General features: G+C 63.5%; 13 protein-coding genes and 1 tRNA gene. 9 read left to right on the top strand and 5 right to left on the bottom strand.

Features of this window, described 5'->3' with window-relative positions; genetic code table 11:
* Nucleotides 1–242 precede the first annotated feature (242 nt).
* Nucleotides 243–1,265 (top strand): tyrosine-type recombinase/integrase, encoded by a 1,023-nt coding sequence (locus ACIPUD_RS02090; RefSeq protein ID WP_446480040.1) that lies wholly within the window; start codon nucleotides 243–245, stop codon nucleotides 1,263–1,265.
* A gap of 61 nt (nucleotides 1,266–1,326) precedes the next feature.
* Here the strand turns inward: ACIPUD_RS02090 and ACIPUD_RS02085 are convergent.
* The 5 genes from ACIPUD_RS02085 to ACIPUD_RS02065 all read right to left on the bottom strand — a co-directional run bounded on the left by ACIPUD_RS02085 (nucleotide 1,327) and on the right by ACIPUD_RS02065 (nucleotide 5,842).
* Nucleotides 1,327–1,402: transfer RNA gene (locus ACIPUD_RS02085), tRNA-Lys, on the bottom strand.
* Between the two features lie 189 nt (nucleotides 1,403–1,591).
* A complete protein-coding gene (locus tag ACIPUD_RS02080; RefSeq protein WP_085350207.1) occupies nucleotides 1,592–2,215 on the bottom strand; it encodes a Spy/CpxP family protein refolding chaperone in 624 nt (207 codons plus the stop codon).
* Nucleotides 2,216–2,411: 196 nt separating this feature from the next.
* Nucleotides 2,412–3,416, bottom strand: coding sequence for a TRAP transporter substrate-binding protein (locus tag ACIPUD_RS02075; protein ID WP_085350209.1), 1,005 nt, complete (start codon nucleotides 3,414–3,416; stop codon nucleotides 2,412–2,414).
* Nucleotides 3,417–3,586: 170 nt separating this feature from the next.
* On the bottom strand, nucleotides 3,587–5,149 hold the full coding sequence (locus tag ACIPUD_RS02070) for a 2-isopropylmalate synthase (protein WP_018457500.1): 1,563 nt from the start codon (nucleotides 5,147–5,149) through the stop codon (nucleotides 3,587–3,589).
* A 429-nt stretch (nucleotides 5,150–5,578) separates the two neighbouring features.
* Nucleotides 5,579–5,842, bottom strand: coding sequence for a hypothetical protein (locus ACIPUD_RS02065; protein ID WP_018457498.1), 264 nt, complete (start codon nucleotides 5,840–5,842; stop codon nucleotides 5,579–5,581).
* A 276-nt stretch (nucleotides 5,843–6,118) separates the two neighbouring features.
* Here ACIPUD_RS02065 and ACIPUD_RS02060 point away from each other — a divergent pair, with 276 nt between their 5' ends.
* The 8 genes from ACIPUD_RS02060 to ACIPUD_RS02025 all read left to right on the top strand — a co-directional run bounded on the left by ACIPUD_RS02060 (nucleotide 6,119) and on the right by ACIPUD_RS02025 (nucleotide 16,000).
* Nucleotides 6,119–7,339 carry an SMP-30/gluconolactonase/LRE family protein gene (locus tag ACIPUD_RS02060; protein WP_085350211.1) on the top strand — a complete coding sequence of 407 codons (1,221 nt, stop codon included), beginning with the start codon at nucleotides 6,119–6,121 and terminating at the stop codon, nucleotides 7,337–7,339.
* A 198-nt stretch (nucleotides 7,340–7,537) separates the two neighbouring features.
* Nucleotides 7,538–8,722, top strand: a complete 1,185-nt coding sequence (locus ACIPUD_RS02055) for a calcium-binding protein (protein ID WP_085350212.1) — start codon at nucleotides 7,538–7,540, stop codon at nucleotides 8,720–8,722.
* 10 nt (nucleotides 8,723–8,732) lie between these two features.
* Complete coding sequence (locus tag ACIPUD_RS02050) at nucleotides 8,733–9,836, top strand: NAD(P)/FAD-dependent oxidoreductase (RefSeq protein ID WP_085350213.1); 1,104 nt, start codon at nucleotides 8,733–8,735, stop codon at nucleotides 9,834–9,836.
* A gap of 250 nt (nucleotides 9,837–10,086) precedes the next feature.
* Nucleotides 10,087–11,328, top strand: coding sequence for an ABC transporter substrate-binding protein (locus tag ACIPUD_RS02045; protein ID WP_085350214.1), 1,242 nt, complete (start codon nucleotides 10,087–10,089; stop codon nucleotides 11,326–11,328).
* Nucleotides 11,329–11,432: 104 nt separating this feature from the next.
* Entirely contained in the window at nucleotides 11,433–12,308 is an 876-nt protein-coding gene (locus tag ACIPUD_RS02040; RefSeq protein WP_018457493.1) for a branched-chain amino acid ABC transporter permease, read from the top strand.
* A 1-nt stretch (nucleotide 12,309) separates the two neighbouring features.
* Complete coding sequence (locus ACIPUD_RS02035; RefSeq protein WP_018457492.1) at nucleotides 12,310–13,236, top strand: branched-chain amino acid ABC transporter permease; 927 nt, start codon at nucleotides 12,310–12,312, stop codon at nucleotides 13,234–13,236.
* Nucleotides 13,236–14,717, top strand: coding sequence for an ATP-binding cassette domain-containing protein (locus ACIPUD_RS02030; RefSeq protein ID WP_026233383.1), 1,482 nt, complete (start codon nucleotides 13,236–13,238; stop codon nucleotides 14,715–14,717). Before ACIPUD_RS02035 ends, ACIPUD_RS02030 begins: the two co-directional genes overlap by 1 nt.
* A gap of 41 nt (nucleotides 14,718–14,758) precedes the next feature.
* Nucleotides 14,759–16,000 (top strand): ABC transporter substrate-binding protein, encoded by a 1,242-nt coding sequence (locus ACIPUD_RS02025; RefSeq protein WP_085350217.1) that lies wholly within the window; start codon nucleotides 14,759–14,761, stop codon nucleotides 15,998–16,000.
* Nucleotides 16,001–16,118: the final 118 nt, after the last annotated feature.

The raw sequence follows: 16,118 nt of genomic DNA, 5'->3' as shown, positions 1-16,118 counted from the left end.
CGGCTTCAGATCGACCTTGCGTTCGTTCAGCGACCTCGCACAGTTGATGTCGACTAGGGTGAAGAAGAAAACCTTCCTATCGGTCGCCCTAGTGGTGTTGTCGTAGCCAAAGTAAGGCTCCAGTTCCTCGCAGAGGAAATGGGCCCAGCATATCCGTGCCGAGCGACAGACCCTGAGCGGCGTAGGCGACGCCAAAAACTGCGAGACAGAGGGTGCGGCCTTGGACGAATGGAGGATGAACCGTGCGCGTCGTTCTGAAAGGAATTCATAAGGTCAAGAGACGGCTCGCAAATGGCGAGACGAAAGTACATTGCTACGCATGGCGTGGGGGCCCCGCCATCCATGCGCAGCCCGGTGCGCCAGACTTCGTTCGAGAGTATCACGATGCGCATGCGAGCCTTCGGCAGCCCCGCGCCGGCACCTTCATGACGATCGTTGCGCAGTACAAGGCCGCACCAGAGTTCACCGGACTAGCGGCATCGACCCGTCGTGCGTACCTCGCCTACATTAAGCTGATCGAAGATGAATTCGGCGACCTGCCGGTGGCAGCTCTGGCCGATCGTCGAGTGCGTGGTGAGTTCAAGGCCTGGCGCGACCTGTTCGCCGAGACACCACGTAAGGCGGACTACGCCTGGACCACGTTGGCGCGGATCATGTCGTTCGCAAAAGACCGCGGCATCATCGCGACCAACCCATGCGAGCGCGGGGGCCGCCTCTACGTAGCAGACCGCAGAGACAAGATTTGGACCGAGCAGGACATCGCAGCGGTTCTTGCGATCGCCTCTAGCGGGATCGAGCCCGCCTTAGTCCTGGCGTTGTGGAGTGGCCAGCGCCAAGGCGACTTGCTGCGACTGCCCTGGTCCGCCTACGAGAACCCCTACATTCGCCTGCGCCAGTCTAAAGGCGGGCGGCGCGTCGCGATGCCAGCCGGCGCGCCTTTGCGAACCCTTCTCGATATCACCGAGCGCCGAGGCCCCCTGATCCTGACCAACACGCTCGGTCGGCCATGGACGTCGGACGGCTTTCGCACGTCCTGGGGAAGGGCATGTGAGCGCGCCGGTATCGGTGAACTGACCTTTCACGACCTGCGCGGCACGGCAGTGGTGCGCCTCGCAATCGCAGGCGCCAGCGTGCCACAGATCGCAGCCGTCACAGGTCATTCGTTGAAAGACGTCGAGGCCATTCTCGATGCGCACTACCTCGGTCGCGACATTCAGCTCGCTGAAGCTGCGGTGGTGAAGCTCGAAGCGAGAACAAAACTGTAAACGGTGGTGTAAACGGCGCTGGTTTTGCCGTTTGCTCAGCCCGCTAAGTGTTTGAATTATATGGTGGGCGCACCAGGGCTCGAACCTGGGACCCGCTGATTAAGAGTCAGCTGCTCTACCAACTGAGCTATGCGCCCGAAAGGCGGTTAAAGCCTTGCGAGGCCGGTCGTTTAGCAAAGCGATCCGGGTCTGGCAAGCGATGGCTCGTAAGTTTTCCAAGGGTATGCCAAGGCTTTGCCAAGGGTTTGCCCACATCCCCCAAAAAAGCGAAAAGCCGCTGGATTCCAGCGGCTTCGCCAGGGTTGATCGGGGCAACGCTTGCAGGCTCAGAGCCGGCCCTCGCGGTCCCGGTCCGGGCCATCGTCGCGGTCGAAACGGTCACGGTGGAAGTGGTCCATGCCGCGCTCCATCATGCGGTCCATGCCACGTTCCATGAAGTGGCGGCGCGGGCCGTCTTCGCCGCCACCGAACGGGCCGCGGTGGCGGGTCAGCACGGCGAGGCGCCGCTTCTGGCCCTCGTCGAGGGTCTTGTAGAGCGGATCGGCGGCATCGGCGATCTTCTTCAGGGCCGCCGACGTTGCCCCCATGTCCTCGGCGCGCTGACGCAGGCGGGCGACCGGATCCTCCGGCCTGACGGCGTCCTTGTTAGCGTCCTTGCCGGCATCGCCGGCGCCGGCATTCATCCGCGCATTGGCGCGGTCGATGCGCAGCTTGGCGAAGTCGCGCACGGCGGCCTCGACCGGCGGCCACAGCTTTTCCTGGTCGGCGTTGAGCTTCAGCCCGGCATGGACGGCAGCGATCCGCGCGTCGGCCATGGCGGCGCGGTCTTCCGGGTTCATGCGGATGTGGCGCATGTGCTCGTGCATCCACGGGCGATGATACTGGGCATAGACCGCGCCCGAGCCGGCGATGCTGAGCACGGCGATGGCGGCGATGGTGAATTTCCTCATGCGAACTCTCCTCTGGAAGGATGTCGTGAGGATGAGCGCAGCGCGGCTTGCGCGCAACTTACAACTTGGACAGGGAGCGCGTCCTTTCCAAGATGTAACGCTCCTGAATTTTAGTTCAGTCGCAATCGGAAATCATTCGCAACAAAAAGGGGCTTCCGCGCCCGGCACGGAAGCCCCCATTCATCATCCGTTCAAATCAGTTCGTCGTGCTCTTCGCTTCCTTCTGGAATTCGTCGATCAGCGGCTGGCCGACGCGGCCTGCGGCGTCCTTGTAGACCGGCTCCATGGCCTTGCGCATCGCCTCGTCCTGCTCCGGCGTGAGCTTGATGATCTCGCTCTTGCCGCTCTTCCTGATCTCGGCGAGCGCGTCCTCGTTCTCCTTCTGCGACTGCGTATTGTTGAAGTCGGTCGCTTCCTTCATCGCCTTCGTCAGCTGGTCGCGGATGTCGGCCGGCAAATCGTCCCAGAACTTCTTGTTCACGATCACGACGTAGCCGATGTAGCCGTGGTTGCTCTCGGTGATGTACTTCTGCACCTCGTGCATCTTCTGGGTATAGATGTTCGACCAGGTGTTCTCCTGCCCGTCGACGACGCCGGTCTGCAGCGCCTGGTAGACTTCGCCGAACGCCATCACCTGCGGCAGCGAGCCGAGCGCCTTGAACTGGGCCTGGAGCACGCGCGAGGACTGGATGCGGAACTTGACGCCCTGATAGTCGGCCGGCGTCACCAGCTTCTTGTTGGCGCTCATCTGCTTGAAGCCGTTGTCCCAATAGGCGAGGCCGGTGATGCCCTTCGGTTCGAGCAGCTTGAGCAGCCTGGCACCGAGCGGACCTTCCGTCACCTTCCGCAGCGTCTTCAGATCAGGCAGGATGTAGGGGAGATCGAATACCTCGAACTCGCGGATGCCGAGCGGGCCGAACTTGGAATTGGACGGCGCCAGCATCTGCACGCTGCCGAGCTGGAGCGCCTCGAGTTCTTCCTTGTCCTTGTAAAGCGTCGAGTTCGGGTAGATCTCGACCTTGACCTTGCCGCCGGTGTACTTCTCGGCGAGCTCCTTGAATTTCTCCGACGCCTTGCCCTTCGGCGTGTCGGTGGCCACCACGTGGCTGAACTTGATGATGATGGGCGACTGGGCCGATGCCGGCCCGGTCAAGCCAAGTGCCAGGACCGCGATGGACGCAGCGATCGCGAAGGTGCGCATAATCTCTCCCTGTTGTTATTTGGGCCACCGGGCGCGCGGGTGGCCTATGCCGTCAGCATCAATACAGGTCGACATCACCAGCTGCTATTGGTCGTTAGCAGGGCAGCCATTCATGGTGAACGCCGCAAGCACCGCCTCTCCCGCTTCCGGAAGAGGCGGTAGTAGCAACCTCAGCTCGCCGCCGCGGTCGTTACGGTGTCGCGCTGGCGTTTCATGACGATCTTGTTGAGCGCGCCGAGATAGGCCTTTGCTGAGGCCACCAGCGTATCCGGATCCGCCGCGCGCGCGGTCATCGCGCGTCCCTCGTGCGACAGCCGCACCGAGACTTCGGCCTGCGCGTCGGTGCCTTGGGTCACGGCGTGGACCTGGTACAGCTCGAGCTTGGCTTCGTGCGGCACCAGGCGCTTGATGCAGTTGAACACGGCATCGACCGGCCCGTTGCCTTCGGCCTCCTCGATCTTGATCTGGCCGTCGACATCGAGCTTCATCGTCGCGCGCTGCGGGCCATGGGTACCGGCGATCACGGTCAGCGAGGTCAGCTTGATGCGGTCGTGCGAAGCCGCCATCTCCTCGTCGACCAGCGCCTCGATGTCCTCGTCGTAGATGTCCTTCTTGCGGTCGGCCAGCGCCTTCATCCGCGTGAACGCATCTTCCAGCTGGTTCGGACCGAGCTTGTAGCCCATCTCCTCCAGCTTGTGCACGAAGGCGTGGCGGCCGGAATGCTTGCCCAGCACCAGCGAGGACTGCTTGAGGCCGACCATCTCGGGCCGCATGATCTCGTAAGTGGAAGCGTCCTTCAGCACGCCATCCTGATGGATGCCGCTCTCATGCGCGAACGCGTTGCGGCCGACGATGGCCTTGTTGTACTGCACCGGGAACGAGGTCGCCGCCGACACCACCTTCGAGGCGCGGGTCAGCTGCGTCGTGTCGATCTTATTCCAGAAAGGGAATTTGTCGTTGCGCACGTTGATCGCCATCACGATCTCTTCCAGCGCGGCGTTGCCGGCACGCTCGCCGATGCCGTTGATGGTGCACTCGACCTGGCGCGCGCCGCCAATGACGCCTGCCAGCGAGTTCGCCACCGCCATGCCGAGGTCGTTATGGCAGTGCACGGAGAACACCGCCTTGTCCGAGTTCGGCACGCGCTCGATCAGCGTCTTCATGAAGTGGGTGTATTCGTCGGGCGTGGTGTAACCGACGGTATCAGGAATGTTCACCGTGGTGGCGCCGGCCTTGATGACGGCTTCGACGATGCGGCACAGATAGTCCATCTCGCTGCGAGTGCCGTCTTCGGCCGACCATTCGACGTCGTCGATCTGGTTGCGGGCACGCGCGACCATGGCCACCGAGGTCTCGAGCACCTGCTCCGGGGTCTTGTTCAGCTTCACCCGCATATGCAGCGGCGACGTCGCGATCACGGTGTGGACGCGGCCACGCTTGGCGAATTTCACCGCTTCTGCGCAGCGGTCGATGTCGGCCGGATGGGCACGCGACAGACCGGCGATGACGGCGTTCTTGGAGCGGCGGGCGATCTCGCTGACCGCCTGGAAGTCGCCTTCGGAGGTGATGGGGAAGCCGGCCTCGATGACGTCGACGCCCATATCGTCCAGCATCTCGGCGACCTCGAGCTTCTCCTCGAAGGTCATGGTGGCGCCGGGGCACTGCTCGCCGTCGCGCAGGGTGGTGTCGAAAATGATGACGCGGTCCTTATCGGACTTGTTCACGGGGGCCATTTGAATTTCCTTTTGAGCTTTTTGCGCCGTCAGTCTTCTGGGCGCTTGAGGTGTCCGGTGATCTCGACCAACCCCTGAGCGCCCAGGCGCATGGCGCCCAGCCGGCCCTCAGGGGCAAGTAAGAAGAAGCCCGCCAATCAGGAGGGTGGGCAGCAGCGCGGCCGGGATCGCGGCGGCGGCAAGAGCCACCTCCCCCGAAATCCCATCGATTTGGCCGCGAATCAGCATTACCGGACCCTTTGAGCCCTCAAATCCTCGGTCAAAACCGTTGACGGTTGGTTGCCGGGAGGCTCGATGCGTCGTTTCTAGACGAGAAATGGCAGCAACCGCAACGCCAAAAGATGGACAGAAGGGCTGACATGATCGCAGCGCCGGATGCGTGACCGGTGCCAATTGTTTGGCCGACCGAACGCCGGCAAGGCGGTCAAGCTATGCCGAGCGGCGAGCGCGAGCCCTGCTCTCCCAGCGGTTCAGCATCTGACCGAGCTCGCTGGTGGCAACCGGCGTAGCCGTGCCAGCGATCGCGATATCGTTGGTGTTGGCTGGTGCGTTGGCACTGAGCCAATCCGGCTCGCTGTACTCACGCCAGCGGCGCGCCTCGGCTCGTCTTTTTCGGGAGACGTAGTCGCGGGTGAAATAGCCGGCCGCAAATGCAATCCCGAGCAGCAAAACCAGTACGACGACAGCGACCACAGTAAACTCCGACTTACGCCCCGAATGACGTTCTGCCAGCATCGCGCAGGAGGTCAAGGCTTGACATTCCCCTGCTTGGCAATGTCCCGAAGACAGCTCCGGTAAACCCCGTCACGCCTGATGAATTTGTCGTTTCCATGTTCGACGTTGCAGCGCTTTGCCGCCCCGATCTCGCTGAGGATGCGTACCTCCCCCTCGCAACCGTCATCGGACCGGACTAACCTTGCCCTGCTCGGCCGGATCAACCGGCTAGCCGAACATGACCGGGAGGACGCGATGACACGCCAAAAGCAGCGTGACCAGGATGCTGCGCTTTCACGACGAACGCTCGTTCAGGGGTTTGCGCTCGGCGCCGCCACTTTTGCCGGCGCCGGCTCCGCGCTGGCCCAGACCGGACCAGCCGCGCCGCCGACGACGATTACCACCCCGCCACGCGATTTCGGTCCCAACGGCGCGCCGACCACCTATTTCTGGGACCCCGATGTCGTCACAGTCGATCCGTCCTTCAACGATCTCGCGCAGCCCAACACTGCGATCAAGCGTCTCTATACGGGTTTGCTGTGGGCTGAAGGCCCGGCGTGGAGTGCACAGGGCCGCTATCTGCTCTGGAGCGACATTCCCAACAACAGGCAGATGCGCTGGAGCGAAGACGACGGTCGCGTCAGCGTGTTCCGCTCGCCGTCCAACAATTCCAACGGCAACTCGTTCGATTTCCAGGGCCGTCAACTTTCCTGCGAACATTTGACCCGGCGGGTGACGCGTTATGAACATGACGGCACCGCGACCGTGCTTTGCGACAATTACAACGGCAAGAAGCTGAACTCGCCGAACGACGTCGTCGCGCATCCTGACGGCAGCTACTGGTTCACCGATCCGCCCTATGGCGGCCAGCTCTACGAAGGTGAGCCCGATGCCGCGGGCGGTCCGAGCAATTCCGGCGGCAAGCTCAATCCTCGGATTGGACAGCCGGCCGGCTTCGCACCGGGCAAGCGCGAGCTTCCGACCAATTGCTATCGCATCGACCCTAGCGGCCGTGTCGATCTCGTCGTCACCGAGGAGCAGGTGCCCGATCCCAACGGGCTGTGCTTCTCGCCGGACTTCAAGAAGCTCTACGTCGTCTCGACTGGCAAGGGACCCGGCGACACCGGCCCCGGCGGCAAGGGCGAAATATTCGTGTTCGACGTCGGCGCCGACAACAAGCTCACCAACCACAAGCGGTTCAGCGAGTGCGTGATTGACGGTGTGAAGTGCGGACCGGACGGCGTGCGCTGCGACGTCAACGGCAATGTCTGGGCCTCCAGCAATGCCGGCCGCGCCGTCGGCTACAGCGGCGTGACGACGTGGTCGCCGGAGGGCAAGCTGCTCGGCCGCATCCGGTTGCCCGAAGTGTGCGGCAACGTCTGCTTCGGCGGCCCCAAGCGCAATCGCCTGTTCATGGCGGCGAGCCAATCGCTCTATGCGGTGTACACGGCCACGCAAGGCGCCGGACCGGGCTGAGCCCGCGCGCAAGATCGCAAGCACGGGCGTCGGCGTGGATCGCCGGCGCCCGCGGTTCCCTGATCGCAATCAAATTACGCCGCGGGCAAATCTCCGCCATTAATCCAACGAAGATTGAATCGCGCGGCAAGGCCGCAGCGCGGTGCAAAGGCATGATGCTCTTCGTTCTCGCGCCCGACTTGAACCGGGAGTTGCGCGATGCGCCGTATGCCGAACGACACCATCATCGTCAGCGTGGGGAACCAGCAATTCGTGACGGAGTTCGGAGACCCGGGCCTTCCGAACGGAGGCCGCGGCGGCAGCGACAGGATGATCGCGACCGTCGACGGTGGCAACGCGGTCCTGATATTCGTTGGCGACGACCAGACCCTCCAAGGACATTCTCACGGAGGAGGCGACCATCTCGCCGCGACCGTCACAGGCTTCGGGGACTACGTGTTCCTGGACGGCGATGCGCAGGCGATGTCCGGCGACGCCCATGGCGGCAACGATGTGCTTCACGTCGATGCATCGACATCGATCTACGCGACTCTCGGCATTTTTGGCGATGCCGAAACCGCCATGTCAGCCGACACGGGGGGCGGCAATGACGTCGTCATTGCATCGATGGGAAACAGATCGTCCGGCACGTTCGGCGGAGATTCCGGCAGTTCCATGAGCGATCACGCGCGTGGCGGCAATGATATCCTCAGCGTGACCCAGGTCGGCAGTTACGGCGGCGCTTCAATCTCCGGCGATGCTCTCGTCTCCATGAGCGGCGATGCGCACGGCGGCAACGACATGCTCATCTACACCGTCGGTGCCCCAGCCCGATCCGGCGGCGCGTCTCTGGTCGGAGACGCCGGCTACATGAGCGACGATACCCGTGGCGGCAACGATATCCTGATCGCGACCGTCGACGGCAACCCGGACTCCACGTCCATCGTGCTCGTCGGAGACGCCTCGAACATGTCAGGCAATGCGCATGGCGGAGATGATATCCTCCTCGGCAGCAGCCGCGACGATTTCCTGTATGGCGACGCACAGACCTACGCTCCGTTCACAGCCGGCTCGATCACCGGCGGCAAGGACATGTTGAATGGCGGTGGCGGAAATGACCAGCTCTGGGGCGGACCGAACGACGACAGATTCGTCTTCGACAAAAATTCGGGCCTAGACGTGATCAACGATTTCGACCAGGGCAACAAGGCTGTCGGCAGCACGGCGCGAGAGCATGATTTGATCAATTTGCACGATTACGGCTTCGCAGACTGGGCGGCGCTGAAAAGCCTGATCAGCGATGACAGCACAGGAAACGCGGTGATCCACCTGACGGCGACCGATACGATTACGCTGGCGGGAATCCATACCGCGGATCTCCATGCGAAGGATTTCATTGTGTAAGGGAGCATTCATGCGCGTTGTGATCTGCGGCGGCGGCGTGATCGGCGCCTGCATCGCCTGGTTTCTCCGCCGCCGTGGCATCGAAATCGTCGTCGTGGAGCGGGCGGGCGTCGCGGCCGCGGCGTCAGGCAAGGCGGGCGGCTTCCTCGCGCGCGACTGGTGCGAGGGCTCGCCGCTCGATGCGCTGGCGCGACGGAGCTTCGCGATCCATGCGCAACTGCCGGAACAGATCGCCGGCGATTGGGGCTATCGCCCGATGACCGCCTATAGCGGCTCCGTTGCCGCCGACGGCCATCCGCGCCGGCATGCACCGTCCGCGCTCGGCTGGCTGGGCAACGGCGTCATCATCGCCCAGCGCATCGGCACGATGGAGACCACCGCGATCGTTCACCCCAAAAAATTCACCGTAGCCGTGATGAACGCGGCGATCGCGCTAGGCGCCGAGCTTCGCACCGGCCAGGTGACCGGCATCATGCGCGATGCGGGCGGCACGACCGCGACAGGCGTCGAGGTCGACGGCCGCATCGTCGAGGCGGACGCCGTCGTGATCGCGATGGGACCATGGTCGCTGCTCGCCGCGCAATGGATGAGTCTGCCCGCCGTCTACGGCCAGCGCAGCCCGAGCATCGTGTACGACACCGACACGGATGTGCCGGCCGATGCGCTGTTCCTGGAATATGAAGAGAATGGCAGTGCCGTGTCGATCGAGGTCTTCCCTCGCGCCGACGGCAGCACGCATATCACCGCTCTCTCCGACATCGCGCCGCTTCCGCTGGATCCGGCTGCCGTGACGCCGGACCACGACGCGATCGCGCGCCTGCAAACCATGTCCGAGCGGCTGTCGCCCCTGTTCCGCTCCGAGAGGATCATTGCGCGGCAAGCCTGCTTCCGGCCGGTGACACAGGACGGCCTGCCGCTGATCGGCAAGGTGCCGCAAAGTGAAGGTCTGTATGTTGCGACCGGGCACAATGTATGGGGCATCCTGAATGCGCCCGCCACGGGCGAGGCCATGGCGCAATTGATCGCGGAAGGTGCGACGCGCAACGTCGACATCTCGCCATTCGATCCGGCCCGGCTCGCGCCGCTCGATCCATCGCTGCTGCAAGCGCGCTGAGCCGACGCGACGGCATCGCAATTCAGCGTTCCGGTTGCTGTGCGCCCGCGATAGCTGCGCATGCCTACCGACGAAATCTGCATGCCTGCGCGTGAAACGGGTCCGACAGCTTTCCTGCCCGCTATTGCCCAGCGCTAGACTTTAGTTCGTGCCTCACAATCCTGAACGCGGTTTCACTTGCCGAGAATGTCTCCGCCGGTATAGTCGCGGCATAATGGCTCATAAGAGGCCTGTTAAGGGAGAGAACAAGATGAAGAAACCGCTCTCTGTTGCGTTGCGAATAGCACTCGGTACCGCCGCGGCCGCTGTGTTGATGAGCTCAGGCGCGGCGCTTGCGGCCGACCCGATCAGGATCGGCGTGATCGCGGAAGCGCAGGCGATTGCCGGCGCCTCCATCCCCCAGGCGGCACAGCTCGCCGCCGACGAGATCAACGCCAATGGCGGCGTCGACGGCCGCAAGATCGAGATCGTCTCTTACGACAATCATTCCTCCTCGGCAGATTCAGTGCGCGCCTTCCAGCGCGCGGTGAACGAGGACAAGGTCAATGCGGTCATCGCCAGCTACATCAGCGAAGTCGTGCTGGCACTGGAGCCCTGGGCCTCGCGGCTGAAGACGCCGTTCGTCACGCCCGGTGCCGCCTCCAACGAGATCAGCAAGAGCGTCCATGCCGACTACGAGAAGAACAAGTACACCTTCCACGGCTATCTGACCTCCGCCGCGCTGGCGCTTTCCGTCTGCGACGGCGCCAAGGACCTGCTGGTCGACAAGATGCACATGAAGACCGCGGTCATCATGAGCGAGGACGCCGCCTGGACCAAGCCGCTCGACATCGGCTACGAGGAATGCCTGCCCAAGATCGGGCTGAAGGTGCTCGACCACATCCGCTTCTCGCCCGATACCACCGACTTCACGCCGATCTTCAACAAGATCGAAGGCTCCAAGCCCGACGTGATCATCACCGGGATCTCCCATGTCGGCGTGCAGCCGACGGTGCAGTGGAAGAACCAGCAGGTGCCGATCCCGATGTTCGGCATCTCCTCGCAGGCCACCAACGAGACCTTCGGCAAGGACACCAATCAGGCGGCCGAGGGCGTACTCTACCAGGGCGTCTCCGGCCCAGGCGTCGCGGTGACGCCGAAATCAGTGCCGTTCGCCGAAGCCTTCAAGAAGAAGTTCGGCAACTATCCCTCCTATGCCGGCTACACCGCCTATGACGAGGTCTACTACATCGCCGATGCGGTGAAGCGCGCGGGCTCGACCGACGCCGACAAGCTGGTCGCCGCTCTGGAGACGACCGACTGGGAAGGCACGATCGGCCGTGTCCAGTTCTACGGCAAGGACGATCCGTTCACGCACTCGATCAAATACGGCAAGGGCCTGATCACCGGGCTGATGCTGCAATGGCAGGACGGCAAGCAGAGCGCGGTCTGGCCCAAGGAAGTCGCCAAGGTCGACGTCAAGTTCCCGAGCTTCATCAAGCTCTCGAACTAGCAGGACACGCTCCCGGGACCAGCTCCCGGGAGCTTCCACATGCGGCCCCCGCAGCACGTTGCTCCAGCAACATCGTCTCTCATAAATCGGATTGCCAACCCTAGATGCGTGCTTTCCAGATTCTGATCGATGGCTTTGCCATCAGCGCTCTCTATGCTCTCGGTGCCACCGGCTTCACGCTGATCTTCGGCGTCTCCGGTGTCCTCAACCTCTCCCACGGGGCCATCATGGTGGCTGCAGCGGTAGCGGCCTGGGCCGCCGCCAGCATCCTGAATGTCGGCACCTATGCCGGCGCACTGATCGGCGTCGGTGTCGCCCTCCTTACATCCTTTGCGACCTATTTCGCGGTGGTGAAGCCGATCCAGGATTCCCGGCGCATCCCGAATGAAGAGAAGGAGATCTTCGTCCTCACCGGCACGCTGCTATGGGGGATCATGATCCAGGAGGTGATCGCTTATTTGTTCACCAACAACGCCAAGACCGTACTGCCGATCGTCGAGGGCGTGGTCGAGATTCTCGGCGTCCGCACGCCCAGGAACGAGATCTTTACCGCGATCGTGTGCTGCTTCGTCATCGCTCTGTTGTGGCTCCTGGTGAACCGCACCCGCACCGGCAAGGCGGTGCTGGCGGCCTCGATGAACCCACGCGGCGTCACCCTGCTCGGCCTCGAGCTCACCAACATCTACGTCGTGGTGTGGGCGATCTACGGCATCCTCGCCGGTATCGCCGGCGTGCTGCTCGGAATGTTTCTCGGCGTCAGCTCCTACAGCGTCGGACCGCTGACCGCGAGCGCGTTCTCGATCGTCGTGCTCGGCGGCCTCGGCAGCGTCTCCGGCTCGCTGATCGCAGCCTTCGTGGTCGGCTACCTCGAAACGCTCACGGCCTATCTGGTCTCGCCGGCCTACCGCACCATTCCGGCGCTGCTGCTGCTCGTGTTCGTGATGTACATCCGGCCCCAGGGCCTTCTGGGGAGGCGCTGAGATGGCCAGCTTCTTTACGACACGCCTGTTCTTCATCTCATTCGCGCTCGTCGTCATCGCGGCGACGCTGCCGCTCTACGTCTCCGGCTACGTGCTCGGGCTTCTCACCGTCGCCTTCTATTTCGGCGTGTTCGCAATGGCGTGGGACCTGCTGTTCGGCTTCGCCGGCGAGGTCAATTTCGGGCCGACCTTCCTGATCGGCGTCGGCGCCTACACCGCCGGCATCCTGAATGCCCAGTTCGGCTGGTCAGTTTACGCTTGCATCGTGCTCGGCGCGCTCGCCTCCGTCATCGCCGGCCTCGTGCTGGCGCTGCCGGCGCTTCGGGTGCGCGGACCGTATTTCGGCCTGACCACGCTGGTCGCGGTGCTGATGCTGCAGAATTTCATCGTGGTGTTTGCCGACCTCACCGGTGGCGAGATCGGGCTGACCATTCCCGACGTCATCTCGATCAACGCCGGCGTCAATTACTGGATCGCGCTTGGCTTTATGACGATCTCGGCGGCCATTCTTTATGGCCTGTCGCAATCACCTGTTGGCTTGGTGCTGCAAGCCAGCGGTCAGGATCCGGTGCAGGCCGGCGCGCTCGGCTTCAACATCGTCAAGCACAAGCTCGCCGCCTTCATCGTCAGCGCGTTCTTCTCAGGGTTATCAGGCGCGCTGCTGGTGTTCTATTTCGGCACCGCCTCGGTCGGCACCGTCGTCGACGTCGCGGTCGGCGTCAACGTGATCGTCTCGGCCGTGCTCGGCGGCCGGCGTACCGTGCTTGGCGCGGCGCTGGGCGCGATCTTCCTGATCGTCGCCGGCGAGTTCCTCAGGCCCACCGGCGAGCTTGCGACCTTCATCGTCTCGGCCGTCGCGCTGCTCGTCGTGCTGTTCTTCCCCGGCGGCTTCCTCGGAGCGGCCCTCTCGCGTGAGGCGCGCTCGTGATGGATATGCGATCTTCAAACCGGGCCGTGCTCGAAGTCCGCGGCCTGACCAAGCGCTTCGGCGGATTGACGGCGGTGAAGAACCTGGGCTTCGAGGTCAATAGCGGCGAGATCTTTGGCCTGATCGGCCCGAACGGCTCGGGCAAATCGACCGCGATGAAGAGCGTCATGGGCATCGAACGCCCGACATCAGGCGAAGTCGTATTCGAGGGCGAGAACGTCGCGGGCTTGCCGGCGCACAAGATCGCGCGCAAGGGCTTTGGCATGGTGTTCCAGCATTCGCGACCGCTGAACCGGCAGACTGTGCTGGAGAACATCATGGTCGCGCTGCTGCCGGACAGCCTGTTCATGCTGTTTCCGGACAAGGCGCTGCTCGAGCGCGCCAAATGGATCGCCGATCGCGTCGGGCTCGGCAACGTGATGAACCGCCGCCCGCCGACGCTGCCCTTCGCCGACCTGCGCCGGCTCGAGCTGGCAAAGGCTATCGCGCGCGATCCCAAGGTCGTGCTGGTGGACGAGCCCTTTGCCGGGCTGACGCGGGCCGAGGTCGAAATGTTTTCCGACCTGATTCGCAGTTTCCGCGACGAGGGCCGCGCGGTGATGCTGGTCGACCACAACGTCAAGAGCGTCGCGGCGCTGGTCGACCGCGTGCTCGCGATGTATCTCGGCGAGGAGATCGTCACCGGCAAGGCCGAGGACGTCATGAAGAACGAGACGGTGCGGCGGGTCTATCTCGGCGGCGCCATCGAGACCCATGCGCGGCCCGAGACCAGCTTCAAGGACAAGGTGCCGCTGCTCCAGGTCGAGAATGTCAGCGTGTTCTACGGCAAGGCGCAGGCGCTGGAGAACGTCTCGATCCACGTCCATGAGGGCGAGTTCGTCTCGATCGTCGGTCTCAACGGCGCCGGCAAGACCACATTGTTCAACACCATCTCGGGCTTCCTGCCCTACAGCGGCGAGATCGTGCGCAACGGCGAGAAGCTGCGCGGCACGACACCGGCGAAGATCGCCCGCAGCGGCCTCGTGCAGTGCCCGGAATCGCGCGAGCTGTTCGGCGAGATGTCGGTACGCGAAAATCTCGACCTTGGCGGGCAACATCTGGCCGACGACAAGCGCGCGGCACAGCTCGCCTGGCTGTTCGAGCTATTCCCGATCCTGAAAGAGCGTCAGGGCCAGATGGCGCAAACGCTCTCCGGCGGCGAGCAGCAGATGCTTGCGATCGGCCGCGCGCTGATGATGCAGCCGCAGATCCTGATCCTGGACGAGCCGACGCTGGGCCTCGCCCCCGTCATCCTCGAACTCCTGTCCAAGGCCCTAACCAGGCTGCGGCAGACGACATCGATCACGGTGTTGCTCGGCGAGCAGAACGTGACCTTCGCGCTTCCGCATGCCGACCGCGTCTATGTGCTCGAGCATGCAAGGATCGTCTGGGAGGGCGATCCGGGCCGCTTCGCCGCGGAGGCTGGCGCCGATTTTCTCTAGTTCGCCCATACCAACAACAAAACAAGCAAAAGGAAACGACCATGCGACCATCGAAGAGTTTGAGCGGCAGCTTCCTCCTCGCCTCCGCGCTGGCGCTGTGCCTTGCTGCTCCCGCCTATGCGCAGTCGAACGATCCTATCAAGATCGGCGTCATCGCCGAGGTGCAGTCGATCGCTGGTGCCGCGACGCCCGGCGGCGCGCAGATCGCCGCCGACGAGATCAACGCCAAGGGTGGCATTCTCGGCCGCAAGATCGAGATCGTGACCTACGACAACAAGAGCTCCTCGGCGGACTCGGTGCGCGCGTTCCAGCGCGCGGTGAGCGAGGACAAGGTCTCCGCCGTGATCGCGAGCTATATCAGCGAGGTCGTGCTGGCGCTCGAGCCCTGGGCAGCGCGGCTGAAGATGCCGCTGATCACCCCCGGCGCCGCCTCGAACGAGATCACCAAGGCGATCCATAACGACTACGAAAAGAACAAATACACCTTCCACGGCTATCTGACCTCGGCCGCACAAGCGCAGCTCGTCTGCGACGCCGCCAAGGATCTGCTGGTCGACAAGCTCAAGTTCAAGACGGCCGCGATCATGAGCGAGGACGCCGCCTGGACCAAGCCGCTCGACGTCGGCTACGAAGCCTGTCTTCCGAAAGCAGGCCTCAAGGTCGTCGAGCACGTGCGGTTCTCGCCCGATACCACCGACTTCACGCCGATCTTCAACAATATCGAGGCCAAGAAGCCGGACGTGATCGTCACCGGCATCTCGCATGTCGGCGTGCAGCCGACGGTGCAGTGGAAGAACCAGCAGGTGCCGGTCCCGATGTTCGGCATCAGCGCGCAGGCGCTGAGCCCGACCTTCTGGAAGGACACCAATGGCGCCGCCGACGGCGTCCCGTCGCTGGCGGTCGCAACGCCCGACGTCGCCGTCACCTCCAAGACGAAACCGTTCGCGGCCGCCTTCAAGGCCAAGTTCGGCTCGCCGCCGGCCTACACCGGCTACACCGCCTATGACGAGGTCTACTTCATCACGGAGGCGATCAAGCGCGCCGGCTCGACCGATCCGGACAAGATGGTCGCTGAGCTTGAAAAGACCGACTACGAGGGTACGATCGGCCGCATCCAGTTCTACGGCAAGGACGACGAGTTCACCCACGGCATCAAGTCGGGTCCCACGACCGTATCCGGTCTGGTCTTCCAGTGGCAGGACTCCAAGCAGGTCGTGGTCTGGCCCGAGAAGATCGCGGAGGGCAAGCTGAAGTTTCCGAGCTTCGTGAAGCTGTCGCAGTAACACGCCGGGCTGGGCACCAGGGGCCCGTCCCGAGCGCCCCATCGCCCTTGCATGGCCCGTCGCTTCAATCGCGGCGGGCCTTCGCTTTGTGCAGAACGCAACCGATGCGCTGGCATCT

The organism is Bradyrhizobium sp. CAR08, assembly GCF_052871955.1.
This window is presented reverse-complemented; position numbering and strand designations above follow the sequence as displayed.

Bases quoted from the DNA above. Each gene is read 5' to 3' on its own strand.
- ACIPUD_RS02045 (WP_085350214.1), top strand. From the start codon at position 10,087: ATGAAGAAACCGCTCTCTGTTGCGTTGCGAATAGCACTCGGTACCGCC.
- ACIPUD_RS02025 (WP_085350217.1), top strand. From the start codon at position 14,759: ATGCGACCATCGAAGAGTTTGAGCGGCAGCTTCCTCCTCGCCTCCGCG.
- ACIPUD_RS02055 (WP_085350212.1), top strand. From the start codon at position 7,538: ATGCGCCGTATGCCGAACGACACCATCATCGTCAGCGTGGGGAACCAG.
- ACIPUD_RS02035 (WP_018457492.1), top strand. From the start codon at position 12,310: ATGGCCAGCTTCTTTACGACACGCCTGTTCTTCATCTCATTCGCGCTC.
- ACIPUD_RS02080 (WP_085350207.1), bottom strand. From the start codon at position 2,215: ATGAGGAAATTCACCATCGCCGCCATCGCCGTGCTCAGCATCGCCGGC.
- ACIPUD_RS02040 (WP_018457493.1), top strand. From the start codon at position 11,433: ATGCGTGCTTTCCAGATTCTGATCGATGGCTTTGCCATCAGCGCTCTC.
- ACIPUD_RS02075 (WP_085350209.1), bottom strand. From the start codon at position 3,416: ATGCGCACCTTCGCGATCGCTGCGTCCATCGCGGTCCTGGCACTTGGC.
- ACIPUD_RS02070 (WP_018457500.1), bottom strand. From the start codon at position 5,149: ATGGCCCCCGTGAACAAGTCCGATAAGGACCGCGTCATCATTTTCGAC.
- ACIPUD_RS02030 (WP_026233383.1), top strand. From the start codon at position 13,236: ATGGATATGCGATCTTCAAACCGGGCCGTGCTCGAAGTCCGCGGCCTG.
- ACIPUD_RS02050 (WP_085350213.1), top strand. From the start codon at position 8,733: ATGCGCGTTGTGATCTGCGGCGGCGGCGTGATCGGCGCCTGCATCGCC.
- ACIPUD_RS02060 (WP_085350211.1), top strand. From the start codon at position 6,119: ATGACACGCCAAAAGCAGCGTGACCAGGATGCTGCGCTTTCACGACGA.